Here is a 23,132-nt window from a genome sequence, read left to right on the forward strand (position 1 = left end):
GATTTGTGGTGTGTGGTCTGGGGTTATGGTGGCATGCGGACACACTTTTCTTTACTTAACCCCCCCTCGGCCGGCTGCAGCGGTGGTTGCGCCGAAATGCAGCGACACATTCGGCGCTCCCACCCCGACCGTTGGCTTTCGCCTTGAACGGGTTAGAATGTTGGGCACAATAGCTGGAAAGCGAAACCTGCATTTCTTGCACGAACACCTCGACCAAGGAGACACGCCAACCATGGCAAGCACCATTGATTCCGTCGTCAACCTAGCCAAGCGCAGGGGGCTGGTGTATCCCTGCGGCGAGATCTACGGTGGCACCCGCTCTGCCTGGGATTACGGTCCGCTGGGCGTCGAGCTGAAGGAGAACATCAAGCGCCAGTGGTGGCGCCACATGGTTACTTCCCGCCGCGACGTCGTCGGCCTGGATTCCTCCGTGATCCTGCCGAAGCGCGTCTGGGAGGTCTCCGGCCACGTCGAGGTATTCACCGACCCGCTGGTTGAGTCCCTGCACACCCACAAGCGCTACCGCGCGGACCACCTGCTGGAGGCTTACGAGGAGAAGCACGGCCACCCGCCGGCAAACGGCCTGGCCGACATCAACGATCCGGAGACCGGCCAGCCGGGCGCCTGGACCGAGCCGAAGGCCTTCTCTGGTCTGCTGAAGACCTTCCTGGGCCCGGTGGATGACAAGGAGGGCCTGCACTACCTACGCCCGGAGACCGCGCAGGGTATCTTCACGAACTTCAAGAACGTGATGACCACCTCCCGCCAGAAGCCGCCGTTCGGCATCGCGCAGGTCGGTAAGTCCTTCCGCAACGAGATCACCCCGGGTAACTTCATCTTCCGCACCCGCGAGTTCGAGCAGATGGAGATGGAGTTCTTCGTCAAGCCGGGCGAGGACGAAGAGTGGCACCAGTACTGGATCGATGACCGCCACCAGTGGTACATCGACCTGGGTATCAACCCCGATAACCTGCGCCTTTACGAGCACCCGCAGGAGAAGCTGTCCCACTACTCCAAGCGCACCGTGGACGTGGAGTACGCCTTCCACTTCAACGGTTCCAAGTGGGGCGAGCTCGAGGGCGTGGCCAACCGCACCGACTACGACCTGCGCGTTCACTCCGAGGGCTCGGGCGAGGATCTCAGCTACTACGACCAGGCTGCGGACGAGCGTTGGATCCCGTACACCATCGAGCCCGCCGCCGGTCTTGGCCGTGCGATGATGGCCTTCCTTGTTGACGCCTACACGGAAGAAGAAGTACCGAATGCGAAGGGTGGCACGGACACCCGCACGGTGCTGAAGCTGGACCGTCGTCTGTCTCCGGTCAAGATCGCAGTTCTGCCTCTGTCCAAGAAGGAGACGCTGACGCCGACCGCGGAGAAGATCGCCGACCAGCTGCGCGGCTTCTGGAACGTGGACTACGACACCTCCGGTGCTATCGGCCGCCGCTACCGTCGCCAGGACGAGATCGGTACGCCATTCTGCGTGACTGTTGACTTCGACACCCTCGAGGACAATGCCGTGACCGTCCGCGAGCGCGACACCATGGAGCAGGAGCGCATCAAGATCGAGGATCTGCAGAGCTACTTCGCTGAACGACTGGCGGGCTGCTAAGCATGTCGAGTGACATTCGCTGGGGCCTGCCGAGTGACGGACACACGTTCCCCATTTACGAAGGTCCCAGCAATGACCTCGTAAAGGTGGCGGAATTCGCCGACGAGCGCGGCGTCACCAACATCCGCTTCGGTGGCGACACGTGGCAGCTGCACGGCCCCGACAGTAGCGATGGCTGCACCGCATCGGCGACGACCCAGACGGGCACCTGGACAGTGACCGGCAACGGCAAGAGCTTCGGCAAGTCGGACCGTTACGAGGTGCAGGCCGACCGGCACCACGTGACGATCATTGCGGAGACGAAGAAGAACTTCGTGCTGGACATCGATGGCGAGAAGGTGGGGCAGTTCACCAGCGAGAACCGTGGCCTGCGGAACCTGCACGTGGAGTTCGAGGGTGCGGGGGAGAAGCTGCCGATCGACGTGCGCGTGTTCATTTCCTGGGCGGCGCGGCTGTGCATGGAGACGCGGATGATCAGCTCTTCGTGGGCGATCACCATCGCGCTGCTGCTGTGCATCCCGGTCGTGGTGCTCTACTGGATTGGGTTCATCTAAAACGCCGGATTGGGGTTGGCGGGGAGCTGGGTTTGGTTTGACTAAAACCGCATGTCGAGGGTTTGCCCAAACTAAATAGGTAGCAAGATTTCAACCCCCATTAACCTTCTGTTCACCATTAAATCCCGTGTTTTTTACCTCCATCGGAGAAGGTGTTTCTGTCTGACATCTTGACGTTTTGGAGGAATCTTGTCGACGACAACCGAAACGGCCGCGCCATCGTCGGCCACGGGCATCACCCCTGTGCCCGAAAACGAGAATAATACCTGGTGGCACCTATTCTTCGGTGGCCTCATGGCCATCACCCTGGTGACCTTCAGCCTGTGGGCGCACGACTACGTCGGTGACAACGCCAATGTGATCGTGCTGCTGACCACCATCATCTTCGCCGTGTTCATGGCGTTCAATATCGGTGGTAATGACGTCGCGAACTCCTTTGGTACCTCCGTGGGTGCGGGCACGCTGAGCATGAAGCAAGCCCTGGTTGTGGCCGCCATCTTCGAAGTTTCCGGAGCTGTACTGGCTGGTGGCGAGGTTACGGATACGGTCCGTTCCGGCATTGTTGACCTGGGTGCTATCGACAACCTCGAGCCGATGAACTTCGCCTACATCATGATGGCCTCGCTGCTGGGTGCGGCTGTGTGGCTGCTGGTGGCGACTCGCATGGGTTGGCCAGTGTCTACCACACACTCCATCGTGGGCGGTATCGTGGGTGCGGCTCTGACCGTCGGTTTCGTCACCGGCACTGGTGGCTGGTCCATGGTCCAGTGGGGTGCCGTTGGCAAGATTGCTATCTCTTGGGTTCTGTCTCCTGCCTTGGGCGGAATAGTTGCCTACCTTCTGTATGGCGCGATTAAGCGTGGCATCTTGGTCTACAACGAGCTGGCAGATCAGCGCCTCGAAGAGATCAAGAAGGAAAAGAAGGAGCTGAACATTCAGCACAAGATCGCCTTCGGTCAGCTCAGCGAGGAAGAGCAGCTGGCGCTGACCGATGCGATGATCCGCGACTCGACCACGATGCGCGAGCACGGCTATACCGAGGAGGACCTGGAGTCCGACTACTACAAGAAGCTGCACCGCATCAACAAGTCTGTCGACGAGGTTGAGGCGCACCACGCCCTGGATACCTGGGTGCCGCTGCTGGCCGCAGGTGGTTCCATCATCATTTCCGCGATGCTGCTGTTCAAGGGCCTGAAGAACATGAACCTGGAGCTGTCCAGCCTGGGCAACTTCCTGATCATGGGCATGGTGGCAGCTGTTGTCTGGATGGCTGTGTACATCTTCTCCCGTACCTTGAAGAAGCAGGCTCTGAACCGTTCGACCTTCCTGCTGTTCAGCTGGATGCAGGTGTTCACCGCGTCTGCTTTCGCATTCAGCCACGGCTCCAACGACATCGCTAACGCGCTTGGACCGTTCGTTGCAGTGCTGGACGTTCTGAAGACCAACACCATCTCTGAGGAATCTGGCGTGGCACTGCCCGTGATGGTTGCGATGGGTGTTGCTCTGATTGCTGGCCTGTGGTTTATTGGCCGCTTCGTTATCCGCACCGTTGGCTCCGGTCTGACCAAGATGCACCCGGCTTCTGGCTTCGCTGCAGAGCTGTCCGCAGCTGCCGTGGTTATGGGCGCATCCGTGCTGGGTCTGCCGGTTTCCTCCACTCACATTCTGATCGGTGCAGTTCTGGGCGTTGGCCTGGTTAACAAGGACGCCAACTGGGGCCTGATGAAGCCCATCGCCCTGGCTTGGGTTATCACCCTCCCGGCTGCCGCCATCATCGCAGGCGGTACGGTCTCCGTGCTGCGCGTGATCTTCTAAAGCAAACTGCTTGCCGCTGGCTTAGCCCGGCTGGCTGGCCCGGCTGAAGTTGCTGGCCCGGCTGGGTCCGGCTGGCTGGCCCGGCCCGACTGGCTGGCGCGTTACTGCAGGCCCGGATGGCTGACCCGGCATTGCTGATTCAAGGCGCTCGCCCTTCGGGGCGGGCGCTTTTTGCTGCCCGGAGAACGTGGGGCCAGAATTTTGGGGGCGCCAGAATGTGGAACGCCTAAACGTGGGGGCGCCTGCTCGAGTCGACCCGAGGTTTAGGTCTTCTGTCCTGGTGGATCTGAAGGGCCTCGCTAGGCGTAAATGTCGTTAAAGTGGGAATCTGTAAAATTGAATCCCGCTTATGATTTTTCAGCAACTCGCTGACCTGCGGTTTTACACATTTGGAAATGGGTGCCGGTAACGAATTCCCACTTTAACGACATTTAACGCAATCCGAGGGCACAAAAGCCCTGGCTGGAAGCTGGAGGAGCCCCAGCCAGCCGACCGGCCCGGCCCTGGCAGGAAGCTGGGGCTAACTAGAAGCTAGAGGAGACTCAGCTAGAAGCTGGAGGAGCCGCTGCCGCCGAAGCCCCCGCCTCCGCCGCCGAAGCCGCCACCACCGAAGCCGCCTCCAAAGCCTCCGCCGAAGCCACCGTTGCCGCTCAGCAGCGAGCCCAGCACCATGCCTGTCACAAAGTTGCCGCCGCCACTTCCGCCGAACCCGCCGTAGCCGCTGTTGCGACGGTTGAAGTCGTCGATATCCTTACGCGCCTGCGCGCTGGCCTGCTGCGCCAGCTGGCTAGCCCGCTGGGCCGCCCGCAGCGCCCGCTTCGGATCCTCCGTCCGCAGCTGCGCTGCCTCATCCAAAGCAGCCCGCGCCGCCTGCGCCGCCGTGCGCGTATCCACGCCGATGATCCGCCGGCGGTTCCTGATCAGGTCCTCCACGGCCTCCAACCGCTGGGCGGCATCCATGGCCGTCCGGTCCACCATGTCCACGGTGCGGGCAAAGTCGCTGGCCTTGCCACGGGCCTCGTCCAGCTGAATGTCCAGCACACCGTCGGCTTCTAGTAGCTGGGAGTAGCTCCCCAACGGATCCGCAGAGCCTTCTTCCCGCGCCTTCTCCAGTGCCTCGCGAGCCTGCTCCACGGCCTTGTGCAAAGCCGCACGGTCCAGGTCTGCACCGGACTTATCCAGCTCCCCGGCCTCCGCAATCTCCTCTTCCACCTCGGTGATCAGCGCGGGCAGGTTGGACTGTGCCGACCGCAGGTGCTCCTCCGCACGCTCCACGGCCAGCAGCTGCGAATCCGCCTGTTGCAGTGCCATGCGCGCGGCACCCAGCGCGTCGATCAGCCCGCCTTGCTGCCCGGCCGGCTTGTCCAGCAGTCCGCGTGCGGAGTCCAGCGCCTTCTCGGCCTCCGCCAGTTCGTCCTCGGCAACGTCCGGGTTATCGCGCACGGATTCCAGCAGCGCCGGGTCCACGCGCGTGATGGCATCGCTGAGGATCTCCCGCGCATTCGGAATGCGGTTGTGCAGGCTGATGCTGGTCTGGCGGAGCTTTTCCACCAGCTGGGGTGCGTCCATCAGCTTCTGCCGCAGCTCGGCAAAGCGCGCGGCCTGCCCGTCCAGGTTGTCGTCTGCCTGCCCACAGGTAGACACAATCTCGATCAGCAGGTCGCGCTGCTCCGGCTCGGTTGTCACCAGCCCAGAGCGCAGCCGCTCGTTCATGCTGTATGCCTTGTTCAGCGTCGAGCGGCTGTGCTGCAGCGCCTTAGCCAAGTCGCGTGTGCGCTCTTCGCCGAACTCTCCGCGCGCGACGGCCAGCTCTTCGTCGCCCTTACGGATGGATTCGTCGGTACTGTGCAGCTCCTCATCCGCCAGCTCGCGCAGCACCTCGGTGGGCTGCTTGTACAGGTCGTCGATGTTGCCCGGGTCGATCTCGCGGGCTGTCTCCAGCTGCTGCGCGTGCGTCTTCTTCCTATTGCGGCGGGACCACGCAAAGGCACCGGCACCCGCGCCGACCACTCCGACGGCTCCGGCGCCCATCCACACCTTCGACGCCGTGGAGGTCTTGCCCGCCAGCTTGTCCGCCGCGGCCTGTGCGCCCCCGGCCCAGTCGTCGTCGGCGAAGTGGTCCCGCGCCGCGTCCTGCAGTTTTTCTGCCTCGCTCGTCTTTACCTTGTCCCCGGCGGCGTAGCCAATCTGCTGCGTTTCGGTGGCCACTGCCAGCACGATCACGTTGTCGGTGCCGTCCTGTTCCCGCAGCTGCTCGGCCATTGCTTTAATGTCGCCTGGTGCGGTCGGGACGAAGACGACGTAGAGCTTCTTGCCGGATTCTTTGGTTGCTTCTTTTAATGACGCCGTAATGTCCGCTTTTTCCTGTTCAGACAACACCCCGGACTCGTCAACGAGCTGGGATGTCAGCTGCACCTCGCTGGTGGCGGTAGCGGCTGGGGCCGAGGGGGCGTCAATAAGAAAAGAGCCAAATCCGAGTACGGCGCCGGCGGCTAGGATTGCCAGGAAGCGAGTGGTGGAAAAAGTCGGTTTCATACAGCCCACCTTAACGAAAAATACAGGGGAAACCGCGTATGGTTTTGCGCATGGCTAATGCACGGCATCCGGTGAAGCGCGCGGTGAAGTATGTCTTCATCACGCTGTTAACCATCTTCTTGGTGGCGGCGGGTGTGTTCGGAGTGACGGCTTTCCAGGTGTGGCACTTCGCGCGGTCGGACGACAGGCGACCGGCGGACACGATTTTTGTGCTGGGGGCGGCGCAGTATGCGGGCAACCCGACGAACTGGTTCGCCTCACGGCTGAATCACGCCGCAGAGCTGTACAAGCAGGGCGTGGCGCCGACGATCGTCACCGTGGGTGGCAAGGCGGAGGGCGACCTGTACACCGAGGCAGCTGCAGGCAAGAACTACCTGGTGGAGAACTTCGACATTCCGGAGTCGGCGGTTGTGCCGGTGGAGGAAGGTGCGGATACGCTGAAGTCAGCCGAGGCGTTCGCGCAGGTGGCGAGCGAAAATGGTTGGCGGACTTCCGTGGTGGTGACGGATCCTGCGCACTCGCTGCGTGCTACCCGGATGGTGCGCGACCAGGGCCTTGATGCATGGGCGAGCCCCACGCGCCAGGGGCCGTCGGTGTTCACCCGAAAGTCGCAGGCCAACTCGATCCTGCACGAGACGTTGGGCATGCTGTACTACGAGGTAGTAGAGAAACGCCGGAAGTAGAGTGCCGGTAGAAGTGGAAAGAGGACATGCGTTACCCCTATAGCGATCACGACCAGCAGCGGCGGCTGCCGGATCGGCCGAAGACCCTGGGGCTGCCCGGGGCGGTGGTGGACGGGCGCGATAGTTTCGACCGCGACCGGGCGCGCGTGCTGCACTCCGCGGCGCTGCGCCGGCTGGCGGATAAGACGCAGGTCGTGGGGCCGGGGTCGGGGGATACACCGCGTACCCGCCTGACGCACTCGCTGGAGGTCGCGCAGATTGCCCGCGGGATCGGCAAGACTCTAGGCGCGGATCCGGATCTGACGGAGCTGGCGGGGCTGAGCCACGACATCGGCCACCCGCCGTATGGCCACAACGGCGAGCGGGCGTTGGATGAGGCCGCCGCCGACTGTGGGGGATTCGAGGGCAACGCGCAGACGCTGCGCATTCTCGCCCGGCTGGAGCCGAAGGTGCTGGGGGACGGCAGTGAAGGCGCATCTGGCGCTGGCGCTGGGGCTGCTAGCGCGGCAGGCATAGCAGGCGCCGCGCCCGTCTCCTACGGCCTGAACCTCACCCGCGCCAGCCTGGACGCCGCCTGCAAGTACCCGTGGGGGCCGGTCGACGAGCACGGCAACAAGCGCGCCAAGTACTCCGCCTACGCCGAGGACGTGGAGACCCTCGAGTGGATCCGCGAGGGCGCGCCGGAAGGGCGCAAGTGCCTGGAGGCGCAGATCATGGACTGGTCCGACGACGTCGCGTACTCGGTGCACGACGTGGAGGACGGCATCCTTTCCGGGCGCATCGACTTCGGCGTGCTGTGGGATCTGGTCGAGCTAGCCGCGCTGGCGGAGAAGGGCGCCCGCGTGTTCGGCGGCACCCCGGAGGAGCTGCTGGAGGCTGCCGACCGCCTGCGTGCCATGACCTTGATCTCCCGGGCGGCGGATTTCCGCGGATCGATGCAGGACCTCGCCGCGCTAAAGGCCATGACCTCGGAGCTGGTTTCCCGCTTCGTCACCGCCGCCGTCACGGGCACTCGCCAGCGGTTCGGCGAGGGGGCGCTCGGCCGCTACGCCGCCGACCTGGTGATCCCCGAGCCCGTGCAGGCGGAGGTCACCCTGCTGAAGTCCGTTGCGGTCCTGTACGTCATGGACGAGGCCCAGCATCTGGCCAACCAGCAGCGCCAGCGCGAGCGCATCTTTCGCGTCACGGACTACCTGTGGCGCGGTGGCTCGGGTGCGCTGGACCCAATGTTTTCTTCGTGGTTTGACGCCGCCGCCTCCGACCGCGAGGCACGCCGCGTAGTCATCGACCAGGTGGCTTCGCTGACGGAATCCCGGTTGGAGCGGCTGGACAAGCGCGCCAGCGGAATCAGCGCCGCCTGGGCCTAGGCGCCAGCGGGCCGGCGCGAGCTAGCGCGAGCGCCGCTAGTCCTCCGCGTCCGGGATGGAACAGAAGCTCTCGAAGTGGTCGGACGTGTAGTACCACACATCCGGGTCGGTCTCAGTGCCGCCGCCGACGACGATGCGGCGCTCACCCCGGTGGTTAAGCCCCGGGGTCTTCACGGTGTACTCGCGGTAGTAGTCGCCCTTTTCCTTCGGCAGCAGACCTTCGTAGTTGTCGAAATGCTTGCCGTCGGCCTCCCCGTCGTCCGGCGGGGCATCCTGCAAAATGTCGTCGATCTGCTTTTTGGCCTCCGGTGGGAGGGTGTCAACGGCGCAGGTGTCGGCGTCATTGCTAGAAACACCAGAAGCCGCACCGCCGTTTCCGTCGGCTCCATCGCCGCCTTGTAGCCCGAACCAACCGGCTGCGACGACTGCCGCGCCGACGATCGGCGTGGCGTATTTGGCCCACTTCTTCGGCACTAGGCCCTGCGAGGGGCTCTGCGAGCGGCCCTGTGAACTTCCCTGAGACATAGGGAAGAGTTTAGAGCACGCGCAGTGGCAGGCGGAGGGCGGCCGGGGCGTCGTCCGGCACGATCGGGTTGTTCGGCTGCACTGGGTTAATGCGGCGGTAGCCCTCGGACTGCGGCGGGCGCGGGTCGGCCTCACCCTTGTTCGGCCACATGGCGGCGGCACGCTCGGCATTCGCGGTGATGGATAGGGAGGGGTTCACACCCGGGTTCGCGGTGATGGCGGAACCGTCGGTGATGAACAAGCTCGGGTAGCCCCATGCGCGGTGGTAGGGGTCCACCACGCCGTGCTCGGGCGAGGAGCCGATCACGCAGCCGCCCAGGAAGTGCGCGGTCAGCGGGATGTTGAACACCTCCGACCACACGCCACCTGCGATGCCCTTCGGCAGAAACTTCGCCAGGATCCGGGTGGCCGTGTTGCCTTCGGGAATCCAGGACGGATTTGGCTCGCCGGTACCCTGCTCGGAGCTCAGCATGTTGAACGGGCCGATCTTGCGCAGGAAGGTGCGCAACGAGTTATCGCGGGTCTGCATCACCAGGTTGATGACGGTGCGCTGCGACCACTTGCTCAGGTTCACCAGGCGCGGGATGGCCTTGTACTGCAGGAAGACCTGCTTGATGAACTCGAGGAAGCGAGGCTGCAGCTTATCGCCGTCTGTCATGAGGGTCTGCAGCAGGCCCATCGCGTTGGAGCCCTTGCCGTAGCGCACCGGCTCGATGTGAGTATCCGGGGCGGGGAAGTAGGAGGAGGTGATGGCCACGCCCTCGGAGAAATCCATGTCGGGGGAGTAGTCCGAACGGTTCGCGCCCAGCAGTGCCTCGGAATTCGTGCGGGTGAGGTGCCCCAGCTTGTCCGACAGCTTCGGCAGGTTGCCGTTGGCCTTCTGGCGGTGCAGCAGGTTCTGGGTGCCCCAAGTGCCCGCGGCGACGACGAGGTTATCGGCGGTGAAGCTGCTGGTCTGCGGGTTGCGCTTGGTGATCGGCCCGGTCTGCTTGGCCTGCACTGTCCAGGTGGTGCCGTCGAAAGTGATGTCGGTGACGGTGGTGCGGTCGTGGACCTTCGCCCCGCCCTTTTCAGCCAGGTACAGGTAGTTCTTCAGCAGGGTGTTCTTCGCGCCGTGGCGGCAGCCAGTCATGCACTCGCCGCACTCGTGGCAGGCGGTGCGGTCGGGGCCAACACCACCGAAGTATGGATCCTTCACAGTCTCACACGGTTTACCTTCGAGCCCGACCTTTTCTCCGAAGAAGACTCCGACGGGTGCCATGCGGAACGTGTCGCCCACGCCCATCTCCTCGGCAACCTTCTTGGAGTACACGTCGGCGGGAGTCATCGTGGGGTTTTCCACCACGCCGAGCATCTTTTGGGCTTGCTGGTAGTAGGGGGTGAGCTCGTCCTCCCAGTCGGTGATGGTGTTCCACTGCTTGTCGTTGAAGTATGCCTCGCCCGGCTGGTAGAGCGTGTTCGCGTAGTTCAGCGAGCCGCCGCCCACGCCTGCGCCGGCGAGGATCATCACGTCCTTGAGCAGGTGGATGCGCTGGATGCCGTACAGGCCGATCTGCGGCATCCATAGGAAGTCCTTGAGGTGCCAGGAGTTCTTGGCGAACTCTTCGTCCTTGAAACGGCGGCCGGCTTCGAGGATGCCGACCTTGTAACCCTTCTCCACCAGGCGCAGGGCGGTGGTGGAGCCGCCGAAGCCGGAGCCGATGATCAGCACGTCGTAGTGGGTGGAGGAGTTACCGGTGGCCTGCGGGGCGGCTTGCGAGTTAGCCTGCGAGTCAGTCATGGGAGCGGTCCTTCGTGTTATTGCAGTGTGACGTAGATCCTATTTTGAACACGTTAGCGCCCGGTTCTGGCCAGATGTGTTGTTTGTAGAAAATAGGTTGTATAGGTTGTGACGGTCGGCCGATCTGGGACTAAGAAGGGGCCGTCCGGGGTTGTACTAGCATGTGGCTATGGCTAAGGGCAGGATTCCGGAGCGGGACATCGAAGCAATTCGAGAGCAGACCCCCATCGAAGAAGTAGTGGGGGAGTATGTGCAGCTCAAACCGGGTGGCGTCGATTCCATGAAGGGCCTTAGCCCCTTCAAGGACGAAAAGACTCCCTCGTTTCACGTTCGCCCGAATCACGGCTACTTCCACTGCTTTTCCACGGACCAGGGCGGTGACGTTTTCAAGTTCCTCATGCTGATGGAACACATGTCCTTCCCCGAGGCCGTGGAGGCCTGCGCCGAGCGCATCGGCTACCGCATCAACTACGAGGGCGGCCGGCCTGGCAACCGGGAGGAGCCCGGCACACGGCGCAGATTGGTCGCCGCGAATAAGGCGGCCTTTGAGTTCTACCGCAAGGAATTTCTTGGTGACGCCGAAGGCGCGGACGTTGCCCGCAACTTCCTGATCGAGCGTGGTTTCACCATGGAACACGCCGAACAATTCGGCTGCGGGTATGCACCAGCCGGATGGGATCGGCTGACTAAGCACCTGCAGCAGAAGGGCTTTACGTTCAAGGAAATCGAGGCGGCGGGTCTGGGCCGCATGGGTAAGCGCGGTCCGATCGACCGGTTCCACCGCCGCCTTTTGTGGCCGATCCGTTCCGTCAGTGGGGACGTGATCGGCTTCGGTGCCCGCAAGCTCTTCGACGACGACAAGCTGGGCAAGTATCTGAATACGCCGGAGACGATGCTGTACAAGAAGTCGAAGGTGCTGTTCGGCATTGACCAGGCGAAGCGGAACATCGTGGCCAAGCACCAGGCTGTGGTGGTGGAGGGCTACACGGACGTGATGGCCATGCACGCCGCCGGGGTGGATACCGCGGTGGCCGCGTGTGGCACGGCCTTCGGTGCGGAGCACCTGTCGGCTCTGCGCCGGTTCATGCTGGACGACCAGTTTTTCCGAGGTGAGATCATCTACACCTTCGATGGCGACGAAGCTGGGCAGAAGGCCGCGATGCGTGCCTTCGAGGGTGACCAGCAGTTCTCGGGGCGTAGTTATGTGACGGTCGCGCCGGGCGGGCAGGATCCGTGCGACGTGCGCATCAAGCGCGGCGACGCGGCCGTGCGCGAGCTGGTGGCCTCCCGCATTCCGATGTTTGAGTTCGTGATCCGCACCCTCATCGCGGACTACGACACGGCCAGCATCGACGGGCGCGTGCACGCCCTGCGGCGCATCGTGCCGGTGCTGGCGGGAATTAAGGACGACGCGTTGCGGGACGAATACGCCCGCCAGGCCGCGGGCTGGGTCGGTTGGGATAACCCGAACGACGTGTTGGATCAGGTGCGCAAGGAGGCGCGGAAGTCCGGCGGGCAGCGGCCGAAGTTGGAGTTGAAGACCGGTGCCGGCGCCGGCACGGCTGGTGGCGCAGGTGCCGCTGGTGCTGGAACGGCAGGCGCGGCTGGCGCGGGCAGCGCAGGCGGCCCGAACCTGCACGTGGTCAAGGGCATGGAGCGCCCGAACCCGAACGACGACTACTTGGAAGGCCCCCGCGAGGTCATGAAGCTGGCTTTGCAGGAACCGCAGCTGGCCTCCACCATCTTTGACCTCATGCCCCCGGAGAGCTTCGTGCATCCGACATACGTGGCGATGGCGGAGGCTGTGGCGTCACTAGGTGGGGCGGCGAACAGCGACGGCGGGGCCGGATGGATCGAGAAGATCGCGGCGCAGATGAAGGACCCGATGGGGGCGGCGGTGGTCTCCGAGCTGGCGGTGGAGGATCTGCATTGCCTGCCGGAGAGGCTGCCGTACTACGCGGATGCGATCATGGCGCGGATGCAGGAGCGTTGGGTGGGCAGCGAGATTGCGGACATGAAATCCCGGATGCAGCGCATGCGCCCCGACCTGCAGAAAGAGGAATATAACGCGCTGTTTGCGGATGTGATTGCGCTGGAGAAGTACCGCCGCTCGCTACACGAGCGAGCCTCGGACTTTGGCGACTTTACGCGCTAGGAAAACCGTTTGGAGAACTACGCGCTAACGTTTCTTCTTAATTCAAACCCTGTAGCGCCACTCGATCGCGGTTCCATCGGTCAGCATAAGTGGCCGAAGTTCGTCATCGTCCCCGACTTCGAATACCTCCGACTAACCAAGTTGGGCGAGGGCTCCTGGACACAAACGTTCACCGTTGACGAGCTACCCGACCGTATTGATCAACTGATCTTCCTCGCCGGATAAGAAACCATCACCACAGACGAAGAGTAAACCTCCCCTCCACACATCCAGGATGATTTCATCCCCCAGTCACCAATTTTCGCTTCAAAGGAAAACCTCTGGTGTTACTGTCGGATTTAACCACTCACCGCAGCGAAAGATGACTACCATGGCTCGACCATCGCGCATCATCTCAGCTCTCCTTTTTTCCGCCATCCTCAGCATCGGCTTCGCCCCGGTTGCGCAGACCCAACCTGCTCAGGCGCCAACAGTCACTAATGCTCCTAGCGATAACAACGCCGATCAAGTTGCACCCGGACACAGGCTCTCCAATGAATAAACATGGCATCGAGGCAACTATCTCACTAGCTCAGAAAATGGCCGCTACTAGGGGGTGGGATGAAAATAGTGAATACCTCCAGCCACGGGCCGTTCCAATCGCGGACGTAGTTGGAGACTTCATGAAGCCCTCAGAGGATTTCAGCGTGGAACTTAAAGGAACCATCTGGCTCGACACATACTCTGATTCGAAAGCATTTACATTACTAGCTTCGCCCTTAACCAGCCTGTTTGAATACACCATTGAGGGGCGCGATCCCCGTTCAAACCTTGATCTACTCCCGACGCCTTGGTCAAACCCTCACCACGGTTCTACGCAGGGTAACCGCACCTACGTTCCAAGAGGCGATATGCACACTCCGCCCTCGTTGGTGTTCTTCCAAAGGCTTCCAATATGGGGGCAGATCAACAACTCTTCACCAGAACGCCTAGTTCCCACCGAGGCGTGGTATCTACCAATTGGATTTACCATTGTTCGATGCACATCTCTCGATGGTTTCAGTTCAACGGACATGATTATTGACCACTGGGGCCGCTACCTCGTCTTTTATAGGCAAGTCGTCAACGAAGAAAAGGTAGTGGAAATGCGTGTCACCCAAGCGCAGCGTAAACAAGACCCGCGAAACAGTCCTTTAGTTCGCAACTATTAGTTGCTTTAAATTCTTTCACCCGCGTCGCGAGCGCGAGTGTTCCGCCATGTTCACTTAAAGGGGTTCTTTGGCGCCCTCTTGGGCGATTCAATGCGGTCATTTGGGTGCACATCATCCGCCTCGACGATGGTGTGCCCCTCGCCCAGGGAATCGCGGGTAGAGCGGTTCAGATCGCGCACCTCGTGCATGCGCGGTTCCGGATCCAGCCGGTTGGCCAGTGCCTTACGGCCGGAACGCACAACTGCCTTGGTGATATCCGAGTTCACAGCGGTCTGATAGCCACGGCGGATCTGTTCGTAGCGACGGCGACCGGCCTTCGTGCCCATCAAGTAACCCGCGGCGGCGCCGACGACGAGCTGGATCATGTTGGCTCCTTGGAGGTTTGCGTTGGTTGCGTTAGCTAATAGCTCAAGCTTACGCGAACCCACCAAAGGTACAGAAGCTCGTACAGTGGGTGGCATGACTACTACTGTGAAGGCCGTAATTTCCCGTGCAAAGAACGAGCCAGTTGAACTGACCGACATTGTGATCCCCGATCCGGGCGAAAACGATGTGATCGTCCGCATCCAAGCTTGCGGCGTATGCCACACCGACCTGGCCTACCGCGATGGCGGCATTACGGACGACTACCCGTTCCTGCTGGGCCACGAGGCCGCTGGTGTGGTCGAGCAGGTAGGCGACCGCGTGACGCACGTGGAGGTCGGCGACTATGTGGTGCTGAACTGGCGCGCCGTGTGTGGCCAGTGCCGCGCCTGCAAGAAGGGCGAGCCGAAGTACTGTTTCGATACTCACAATGCGTCGAAGAAGATGACCCTCGCCGACGGCACTGAGCTGGAGGCTGCTCTGGGCATCGGCGCCTTCGCTGAAAAGACGCTGGTCCACGAAGGACAGTGCACCAAGGTGAACTCCGAGGCCGACCCTGCGGTCGCGGGTCTGCTGGGATGTGGCGTCATGGCCGGTCTCGGCGCCGCAGTGAACACCGGTGAGGTTAAGCGCGGCGAGTCCATCGCCGTCATCGGCGTAGGCGGCGTGGGCATGGCCGCGATCGCGGGTGCGGCCGTTGCGGGTGCGACGAAGATCATTGCTATCGATATTTCTGACGCCAAGCTTGCCCGCGCAAAGGAAGAATTCGGCGCTACCCACACGATCAATAGCTCGGGGCTTTCGGATGATGAGCTGGTGGAGAAGGTCCAGGAGATCAACGGCGGATTCGGCGTGGACGTGGCGGTGGACGCCGTGGGGCTGCCGCAGACGTACAAGCAGGCCTTCTACGTGCGCGACCTGGCCGGCCGTGTGGTGCTGGTGGGCGTGCCGACCCCAGATATGACTCTGGAGCTGCCATTCCTGGATGTGTTTAGCCACGGTGGTGCGCTGAAGTCCTCTTGGTATGGCGACTGCCTGCCGGAGCGCGACTTCCCGATGTACGTGGACCTGTACCAGGAGGGCCGCTTCCCGCTGGATCGCTTCGTGGACGAGCGCATCGGAATCGATGGCGTGGAAGATGCCTTCGGGAAGATGAAGCAGGGCGAGGTTCTGCGCTCCGTGGTGGAGTTTAAGTAGGCAGGCTGGGGTGTAGGTCGAAGACATTCAGGCCCCAGAAGTATCAGGCCCGACAGTTATCAGGCCCAAGAGTTAGAAGAGGAAGCATGAGCGAGCACAAGTTGGAAAACCCGCAGATCGAGCAGTTCGAAACCTCCGGCAAGTTCCGCCTGGACGGCGGCGAGTGGGACGTGGATAACAACGTCTACCTGCTGGTCAACGATGACAAGTGCATCGTGGTGGATCCGGCGCACGACGCGCAGGCGGTAATCGACCACGTGGGGGATCGCACCGTGGAGGCGATCCTGCTGACCCACGCGCACAACGACCACTGCGAGCTGGCCCCGGAACTGGCAGAGAAGTGGGGAGTGAAGGTCTACCTGAACGAGGACGACCGGATGCTGTGGGAGGAATCCAACGGCGACGCGCCGTTTACCCCGATCGACGTGGAGGATCCGCGCTGGGCGGACTGGGGTGTGCGCCTGTACCACACGCCGGGTCACTCGCCGGGCTGCATCGTGGTGGAGGTTCCAGGGCAGCATGCGCTGCTGTCCGGCGACACGCTGTTCAACGGTGGCCCGGGTGCGACGGGGCGGAAGTATTCCAGCTTCCCGACGATTATCGAGTCCCTGCAGTCCACGGTGTTCATCCTGCCGCACGACTTGAAGGTCTACCCCGGCCACGGTGACACCACCACGGTGGGTGCCGAGGCGGCGCGTATCGAGGAGTACATCGAACGTGGATACTGATACCCCCTAAGGGTATACTGGGGGCATGGCTGTAATAGATCTTGATATCACGGGCATGACCTGCGCCTCCTGCGCTAACCGCATCGAAAAGAAGCTGAACAAGCAGGAGGGCGTGACCGCCACCGTTAACTACGCCACCGAGAAGGCACACATCGAAACGGGGGAGGGGGCGGCCGCCGACGCGGATTCTTATATCGCCATCGTGGAGAAGCTCGGCTACGGCGGTAGCGTGCCTAAGCCGGAGAGGCCCGCCGGCGACGACCCAGCCGCCAAGGAGCTGCGCGGCCTGAAGCGCCGCCTGGTGGTCGCCGTCGTGCTGGCCACTCCGGTGATCCTGCTGGCGATGATCCCGCCGCTGCAGTTCGACTATTGGCAGTGGATTAGCTTCGCACTGGCCACCCCGGTGATCCTGTGGGCGGGCTGGCCTTTCCACAAGGCCACGTGGGTGAACCTGAAGCACGGTGCGGCGACGATGGATACCCTCATCACCGTCGGCACCTCGGCGGCCTATCTGTGGTCGCTGTATGCGCTGTTCTTCGGCCACGCGGGCGATCCCGGTATGCGCCACGGCTGGTCCATCCTGAACCACGCGGGCGACCCGATGGGGGATATCTACTTTGAGGTCGCCGCGGGCGTGGTGACGTTCGTACTGGCGGGACGGTACTTTGAGAAGCGCTCCAAGCAGCGCGCCGGGGATGCCATCCGCGCGCTCACGGACATGGGCGCCAAGCAGGTCACCGTGCTGCGGGATGGCGGGGAAACGTTGCTCCCCATTGAGCAGCTGCAGATCGGCGACCGCTTCCTGGCCCGCCCTGGCGAGAAGATCGCTACGGATGGCCGCATCCTGGACGGCACGTCCGCCATTGATCAGTCCATGCTCACCGGCGAGTCCGTCCCTGTCGACGTTGGCCCCGGCGATGAGGTCACGGGTGCCACCATCAACACCTCCGGTCGCCTAGTGGTGGAGGCCACCCACGTGGGCTCGCAGACGAAACTCGCGCAGATGGCCAAGCTGATCGACGAGGCCCAGTCCGGCAAGGCCGACGTACAGCGCCTGGCCGATAAGGTCTCCGGCATTTTCGTTCCGGTCGTCATCGCGATTGCGCTGCTTACGCTGCTGTTCGCGGGCTTTAGCAATGCGGTCGCGGTGCTGATTATCGCGTGCCCCTGCGCCCTTGGTTTAGCGACGCCCACAGCCTTGCTGGTTGGCACGGGTCGCGGGGCCGAACAGGGCATTCTGATTCGTGGACCCGAGGTTTTGGAGGGCGCGCACGCCATCACCACCGTTGTGATGGATAAGACCGGCACGGTGACGACGGGCACAATGCGGGTAGTCGATGTGGAGCCGGCAGGCGGCAATCGCGAGGAGGTTCTGCGCGCCGCTGCGGCGGTGGAGGCGTACTCGGAGCACCCCATTGGCCGGGCCATTGCAGAGGCCGGCCGGGAGGAGTTCGGCGGCCTGCCGGAGGTCACCGGCTTTAAGAATCTGCCTGGACACGGCGTGGAGGGAACCGTCGAGGGCCAGATGATACGGGTTGGCCGTGGGGACGAGGGGGCGTCCACAAATAAGGCAACCACAGTCAACGTGAGCGCGGATGGGCGGGCGATCGGCACCATCAGCGTGGCCGATACGGTGCGCCCCACCAGTGCCGAAGCGGTGCGGAAGATGCATGAGATGGGCCTGAAGACCGTGCTGCTGACCGGCGATAATCAGCAGGTGGCGGACGCCGTGGCGCGTGAGGTTGGCATCGACGAGGTGATCGCCGGGGTGATGCCGGAAGACAAGGTGGCGCACATCCGCTCGTTGGAGAACGTGGCGATGGTCGGCGACGGCGTGAACGACGCGGCGGCGCTGGCGAGCGCGGATCTGGGCATCGCGATGGGTTCCGGCACGGACGCGGCGATCGAGGCGGCGGACATTACCGTGATGCGCGATGACCTGCTGGCGGTGGCGGATGCGCTGCGGCTGGCGCGCAAGACGCTGCGGACGATCAAGGTGAACCTGTTCTGGGCGTTTGCTTACAACGTGGCGGCGATCCCGCTGGCCGCATTCGGGCTGCTGAACCCGATGTTGGCCGGGGCGGCGATGGCGCTGTCCAGCGTGTTTGTGGTGAGCAACAGCCTGCGGTTGAAAGGATTCAAGTAATGCACGGGTACTTGAGTGATAAGGATCGCTACCTGGCGCGGCTGAAGCGGATCGAGGGGCAGGTGCGCGGGCTGCAGCGGATGGTGGATGAGGAGCAGTATTGCATCGACATCCTCACGCAGGTCAGCGCGCTGCAGTCTGCGCTGAAGGGCGTGGCGCTGGGGCTGTTGGAAGACCACATGAACCACTGCGTGCGGCACGCCGCGGAGGCCGGGGGAGAGGAAGCCGAAGAAAAGTTGGCGGAGGTATCCCAGGCCGTGAAGCGGTTGGTTCGTTAAGGGGTAGGGGAGGCGCAGGGCTGCGTTACAGGTGGTCGATGGCGTACTGCGCCTGCTCCTCGGTGAAGCCGGAGTTAGTCTTTAGCATCTCGAGCAGCTCTTCCTCGGGCAAGGGGGAGCCGGTTTCGTTGAGCTTGCGCGCGCAGTTGAGGGCCTGCTGGTTCCAGTCGGGAGCGAGCTTTTCGATGGCCGTGGTGATTTGATCGTCGGAGTACCCCTGGAGCTGTAGGTTCTCGCGCAGACCCTTCTCGGAGAGATTGAATTTGAGGGCGGTCATGGCGGCATCGTTGGCTTGCCGCTGGGTTTTGGGAGCGTCGGTTGGCTGCGCGATGGCCGTGTTCTCAGTGGATTCCATGGCGGTGCTGCCGGTGGCCTCGCTTTCGGACGTGGAGTATTGGTTGAGCTCGCTTTGTGGGGCGTTGGATGCCTTCGCGGGTGCGTTGGCTGGCTCCGTGGCCGGCGGCGTAGTCGAAGTGCTGGCTGGGTGCTGGTGCGCGGAGGCTGCAGCGGGCTGTGGGTTGATTCCGCGACCGTAGTCCTTGTTGTTGGCAACGTACCAAATCGCTGCGACGAGGATGCCGACCAGGACGATCGCGCCGATGAAGATCAGCGCGAGGCGGCCGTTGATGGGGTCTTGGAGGGCGTCTTTCTGAGAATCTGCGTGGGAGTCTCTCTGAGGCGTGCTGTCGGGGGAGGGCATCTAACTAAAGTCCTGGTACTCGTTGCTGGGTGCGTGTTGGGTACTTGCGGGTGACGTGCACGGCGCCTGTGTGGGAGGCGAAAGCACAAAGCCCGGTCGTAGTAGTAGATGCGGCGGGGAGGCATTTTGTTTCCGTGGGCGGGGTAGTTGAGGTTAGGAGTCTTCTATTCGACGCCCGTTGGCAAAAACGCTCGCCAATGCGACCAAATCAAATCCAGCAATAATGCTTGCGCTGATTACGTATCCCAAAAAGGCTAAGTAGCCACAAAGGACTAGGACTGCGATTACTGCGGTGAGGAGAACGGGGTCGTTTCGGAGCTGCTCAGAGCTGATGCCCGTACCAATACTGCGTTGAGGGAAGTCCTCGGCGCTGGAGGTGGCATCAGGCTTTGCATGCGGCGGTACGTCGCGGCGCCCTGTAGATCGAGGATGCTGCCCACTCCCGTCAGGAACGCCCGGCGTTTGCTGGGGTTCGTGGTCGTCATGGTTCATTACCTTACCCTTCTGAGCTCGCTTGGTGAATACTTGTGGTGGTTGAGAACAGGTGTGAGTGTAAGGAAATGACAAGACAAGTCAGCACATAATCGAGTATTAGTTCGATTATGTGGCGAAGTTTTGAAGGTTATAGCGTTTCCGCTCCAACGCGACAAACCCCGACCGTCTGCGTAGTGCAGCTGATCGGGGCTTGTAAGTTGCTCCCCCAACTGGGCTCGAACCAGTGACCTTTCGATTAACAGTCGAATGCTCTGCCAACTGAGCTATAGGGGATTAAGTTGTGTGAGCTCGGGGTTGATTCCCTTGCTCTGTGCAACGAGATCATACTCTATATGGCAATGGTGTAAACAGACAAATCGGCTGTTCAGGGGCGTATTTCTGAGGGGTGGATAGGGGTGCGGTAAGGATTCGATGCATCGAAAGCGGGGTATATGAGTGCCCGCGCCGGGCGGTGTGGTTGAATCTTCTGTGAGCAAGCTACTCAGTTGGGGTGGTTTGGCTTTGTTAGGGGCTATAGCTCAGTCGGTTAGAGCCGCGGACTCATAATCCGCTGGTCGCGGGTTCGAGCCCCGCTGGCCCCACCACTAGGACGCTCATTTTGATACAAAATGAGCGTCCTCTTGTTTCGCCCCGGATGGGTGGCGTTTTTGCTTGTCAGGGCCGGTTTTCTGGGAAGCAGCCGCCTGCTGGGTGGGCGTAGGGGACGGCAGCTCCGGGTGCTCCCGGTCGCGAATCCGGAGTGAGGAGGCGGATCGAGGTACCTCGACCCCGAGGGCGTCTAAATGTATTGGGGCTCCGTCAAAAAGTATCGGGTGTCGTCAAAAGGTTAGGCATTAGGCGTCCAAAAGTGTCAGTGCTGGGCAATGACTTGCAGAGCTAGGTTCCGCTTGACTTGCACGAGGATCTACGGGTTCATGAAGTAGTCGCATTGATATCTGCTGCAGGCAATGAGCGCAGCCGGGGCGAGTGCATCACGCCGACGTGTGATCGAGAAGGGTAAGATGAACGCGATGACTACACGACTCAAGAGCATTGATTTGACACCGCCGTTGCTTGGTGTCGGTAAAAAAGCATCGATGGACGAACTGCAGCTTGCGTCAGAAATTGATGCACTGCACCAGCTCATATATATGCGGGGCGGACTCAATTCCACGAACGCGGCAATCGAGGAAGTCGCCAAGCTGATATATATCAGATATTCGTCACTTACCGAACCCCAAATCTATATGGAGAACGGAATTGATGCCGATGCTGTCTTCACCACTCCTGCTTCGAGACAGGATCTTATCGCTGACTTGAAGAAGATGTTTGCGGTTGCGCAGTCGGGATCAGAGCTTCGCATTTATCGGCCTGACGGAACTACACAGAGCTTGTGGCCGGGCGACGAGCCGTTCCGTCTAACGAGTAGCGATGTGGCTGGCGAAGCTCTGCAACTGGTTGAGGACATCATCTCGAGCAAGTCGAGCCTGGTAGATCCCCTAGGTACCGCGTTCGATGCATTTCTGAGTGGCCGGTACGATCACTCGGGGGGATTGGGTACTTACCTGACTCCAAGCTCCGTCGCGCGCTTCATGGCTGAGACGGCCTTGGCGTTCTTGTCACCCGATGTCCTGCACGATAGCGATGAGATATTGGTAGATCCTTTCTGCGGTACCGGACGATTTTTGGTTGCTGGTTATCATGCGATTCTTGAATCCGCCGGTCTAGAATTGGATGAGAGCCGGAATTTAGTCACTCGCATCGTGGGCGCCGATCAGTCAAGTTCGGCTGTTGCTAAAAGCGCTTTGAATATGATTCTGTACGGAGCGAAGAATCCACGCGCTTTCGTCGTCTCTGACTCGATTGGTGGGGATGAACTACAGGTACTCTCTGGGAAGTTCCCTCTAGTTCTGACCAACCCTCCCTTTGGCGGCGGCAAATACGACTCTAAGGACGGTATCGCTGTCGCTCGAAAATATTTCAAGTCGCTGACATCCTCAAAAATTGACCCGGCTTTAGGCGGTGTAGCTCGGGGGCTCGAGCTGCTATCTGATGAAGGAATCATGGGGATAGTCCTGCCGGATGGAATCATCAATGGGAGGCACTTCACTGAGGCAATGAGGGGTGGAGCGTTTGAAGTGGTTGCCTCCGTGTCTTTACCGACCGCCACCTTTGCCCTTTCAGGGACAGTGGCGAAGACGAGCGCCATTTTTATGCGGAAGAAGACTGGTAGCTCATCTGCTCTACTTGCGAGAGCGGAACACGTTGGATTTATGCGCAAGGCCGGAAAAGCTGTGGTAGATCCTGACGGAAACGACCTAGAAAAGATTCTTCCTGAAGTTTTGGAGCTCGCCAGTGCTTCTTATGATGGGCTCGCAATTGAGGTTCGTTGCGCAGAGCCACTTGTCGCAGTTGTGCCACGCGATGGCCTCACCACTATTGATCCGAGCCGATTCGATGCCGCAGCAATGGATGCGAGACATGTGATTAGTTCTTCGGGCGGCGTAACTCTTGGGAATTACTGCAAAGCTGTGAAGAAGCGTTCGGCTGCCAGGAGCACTGGTGAAAATCCATTTATATCGATCCTACATGTCGATGCTTACGGTTCGATCGATTGGGTTGAAGTTAAGGAATACCGTCCCGTTACCCCGGGCCAATTGGCTCAATCTAACGATCTGCTCGTGTCGCTGCTTAATCCATCGAAACTTCGTGCGGCGGTGGTTCCGGAAAAGGTGCCTATCGTAGAGTGCTCCTCAGAATTCGGTGTGTTCCGTGGCATGGAATTTCCCTACGCGATTCTCGCTTTGCTTCATGACCAGAATGTTGCCGTACAGTTACGGCCACTCGGAAGTGGTACGTCAAGTTCTCGACGCCGGATTTCTGCGCAGGACGTGCTTGATCTGGTTGTTCCGAAGCTCTCTGATGACATCCTTGAAGAACTAAATGAAAGGGTTAAGGCGCATGTTAGCCAGCTGGAGGAGGCCCGGGTAGAGCTTGCGAGGAGTTTTGCGGTCATGTCGACTGAATGAG

Annotated in this window: 18 protein-coding genes and 2 tRNA genes; 14 read left to right on the top strand and 6 right to left on the bottom strand. The window is 61.4% G+C overall.

Features of this window, described 5'->3' with window-relative positions; all coding sequences use genetic code 11:
- The first annotated feature begins 232 nt into the window (after positions 1–232).
- The 3 genes from L8V00_RS08745 (at position 233) to L8V00_RS08755 (ending at position 3,981) form a co-directional block, all read left to right on the top strand.
- Positions 233–1,612 carry a glycine--tRNA ligase gene (locus L8V00_RS08745; protein WP_034985313.1) on the top strand — a complete coding sequence of 460 codons (1,380 nt, stop codon included), beginning with the start codon at positions 233–235 and terminating at the stop codon, positions 1,610–1,612.
- Positions 1,613–1,614: 2 nt separating this feature from the next.
- Complete coding sequence (locus L8V00_RS08750; protein WP_034985311.1) at positions 1,615–2,166, top strand: hypothetical protein; 552 nt, start codon at positions 1,615–1,617, stop codon at positions 2,164–2,166.
- 189 nt (positions 2,167–2,355) lie between these two features.
- Positions 2,356–3,981, top strand: a complete 1,626-nt coding sequence (locus tag L8V00_RS08755) for an inorganic phosphate transporter (protein WP_034985309.1) — start codon at positions 2,356–2,358, stop codon at positions 3,979–3,981.
- A 546-nt stretch (positions 3,982–4,527) separates the two neighbouring features.
- On the opposite strand, the gene L8V00_RS08760 is transcribed toward L8V00_RS08755, so the two are convergent.
- Positions 4,528–6,516 (bottom strand): TPM domain-containing protein, encoded by a 1,989-nt coding sequence (locus L8V00_RS08760; RefSeq protein WP_269944778.1) that lies wholly within the window; start codon positions 6,514–6,516, stop codon positions 4,528–4,530.
- 38 nt (positions 6,517–6,554) lie between these two features.
- Between L8V00_RS08760 and L8V00_RS08765 the strand changes: the two genes are divergently transcribed.
- Positions 6,555–7,199: a YdcF family protein gene (locus L8V00_RS08765; protein WP_035005267.1), complete on the top strand. Its 645-nt coding sequence runs from the start codon at positions 6,555–6,557 to the stop codon at positions 7,197–7,199.
- A gap of 26 nt (positions 7,200–7,225) precedes the next feature.
- Complete coding sequence (locus tag L8V00_RS08770; protein WP_269944779.1) at positions 7,226–8,566, top strand: deoxyguanosinetriphosphate triphosphohydrolase; 1,341 nt, start codon at positions 7,226–7,228, stop codon at positions 8,564–8,566.
- A 36-nt stretch (positions 8,567–8,602) separates the two neighbouring features.
- Here the strand turns inward: L8V00_RS08770 and L8V00_RS08775 are convergent, their stop codons facing one another.
- A complete protein-coding gene (locus L8V00_RS08775; protein WP_269944780.1) occupies positions 8,603–9,091 on the bottom strand; it encodes a guanyl-specific ribonuclease in 489 nt (162 codons plus the stop codon).
- A 10-nt stretch (positions 9,092–9,101) separates the two neighbouring features.
- A complete protein-coding gene (locus tag L8V00_RS08780) occupies positions 9,102–10,871 on the bottom strand; it encodes a GMC oxidoreductase (protein WP_269944781.1) in 1,770 nt (589 codons plus the stop codon).
- Between the two features lie 169 nt (positions 10,872–11,040).
- Here L8V00_RS08780 and dnaG point away from each other — a divergent pair, with 169 nt between their 5' ends.
- The 3 genes from dnaG to L8V00_RS08790 all read left to right on the top strand — a co-directional run bounded on the left by dnaG (position 11,041) and on the right by L8V00_RS08790 (position 14,216).
- The gene (gene dnaG / locus L8V00_RS08785; RefSeq protein ID WP_269944782.1) at positions 11,041–13,026 is read left to right on the top strand and encodes a DNA primase; all 1,986 of its coding nucleotides are present in this window, start codon (positions 11,041–11,043) and stop codon (positions 13,024–13,026) included.
- A 9-nt stretch (positions 13,027–13,035) separates the two neighbouring features.
- On the top strand, positions 13,036–13,251 hold the full coding sequence (locus L8V00_RS10075) for a type IIL restriction-modification enzyme MmeI (protein ID WP_338027550.1): 216 nt from the start codon (positions 13,036–13,038) through the stop codon (positions 13,249–13,251).
- Positions 13,252–13,688: 437 nt separating this feature from the next.
- On the top strand, positions 13,689–14,216 hold the full coding sequence (locus tag L8V00_RS08790) for a hypothetical protein (protein ID WP_269944783.1): 528 nt from the start codon (positions 13,689–13,691) through the stop codon (positions 14,214–14,216).
- A gap of 50 nt (positions 14,217–14,266) precedes the next feature.
- Here L8V00_RS08790 and L8V00_RS08795 read toward each other — a convergent pair whose 3' ends face one another.
- A complete protein-coding gene (locus L8V00_RS08795) occupies positions 14,267–14,581 on the bottom strand; it encodes a hypothetical protein (protein WP_034973228.1) in 315 nt (104 codons plus the stop codon).
- A 94-nt stretch (positions 14,582–14,675) separates the two neighbouring features.
- Between L8V00_RS08795 and L8V00_RS08800 the strand changes: the two genes are divergently transcribed.
- The 4 genes from L8V00_RS08800 to L8V00_RS08815 all read left to right on the top strand — a co-directional run bounded on the left by L8V00_RS08800 (position 14,676) and on the right by L8V00_RS08815 (position 18,928).
- Entirely contained in the window at positions 14,676–15,776 is a 1,101-nt protein-coding gene (locus L8V00_RS08800) for an S-(hydroxymethyl)mycothiol dehydrogenase (RefSeq protein ID WP_269944784.1), read from the top strand.
- Positions 15,777–15,862: 86 nt separating this feature from the next.
- On the top strand, positions 15,863–16,504 hold the full coding sequence (locus L8V00_RS08805) for an MBL fold metallo-hydrolase (protein WP_269944785.1): 642 nt from the start codon (positions 15,863–15,865) through the stop codon (positions 16,502–16,504).
- A gap of 25 nt (positions 16,505–16,529) precedes the next feature.
- Complete coding sequence (locus L8V00_RS08810) at positions 16,530–18,650, top strand: heavy metal translocating P-type ATPase (RefSeq protein WP_269944786.1); 2,121 nt, start codon at positions 16,530–16,532, stop codon at positions 18,648–18,650.
- The gene (locus tag L8V00_RS08815) at positions 18,650–18,928 is read left to right on the top strand and encodes a metal-sensitive transcriptional regulator (protein WP_269944787.1); all 279 of its coding nucleotides are present in this window, start codon (positions 18,650–18,652) and stop codon (positions 18,926–18,928) included. Before L8V00_RS08810 ends, L8V00_RS08815 begins: the two co-directional genes overlap by 1 nt.
- A gap of 25 nt (positions 18,929–18,953) precedes the next feature.
- On the opposite strand, the gene L8V00_RS08820 is transcribed toward L8V00_RS08815, so the two are convergent.
- Complete coding sequence (locus L8V00_RS08820) at positions 18,954–19,628, bottom strand: Ltp family lipoprotein (protein WP_269944788.1); 675 nt, start codon at positions 19,626–19,628, stop codon at positions 18,954–18,956.
- A 695-nt stretch (positions 19,629–20,323) separates the two neighbouring features.
- Positions 20,324–20,396: transfer RNA gene (locus L8V00_RS08825), tRNA-Asn, on the bottom strand.
- A 234-nt stretch (positions 20,397–20,630) separates the two neighbouring features.
- Between L8V00_RS08825 and L8V00_RS08830 the strand changes: the two genes are divergently transcribed.
- Together L8V00_RS08830 and L8V00_RS08835 are read left to right on the top strand one after the other, a co-directional pair.
- Positions 20,631–20,707, top strand: a tRNA-Ile gene (locus L8V00_RS08830).
- Between the two features lie 426 nt (positions 20,708–21,133).
- On the top strand, positions 21,134–23,131 hold the full coding sequence (locus tag L8V00_RS08835) for an HsdM family class I SAM-dependent methyltransferase (RefSeq protein WP_269944789.1): 1,998 nt from the start codon (positions 21,134–21,136) through the stop codon (positions 23,129–23,131).
- Position 23,132: the final 1 nt, after the last annotated feature.

The organism is Corynebacterium evansiae (assembly GCF_027570065.1).
Lineage (GTDB): Bacteria > Actinomycetota > Actinomycetes > Mycobacteriales > Mycobacteriaceae > Corynebacterium > Corynebacterium evansiae.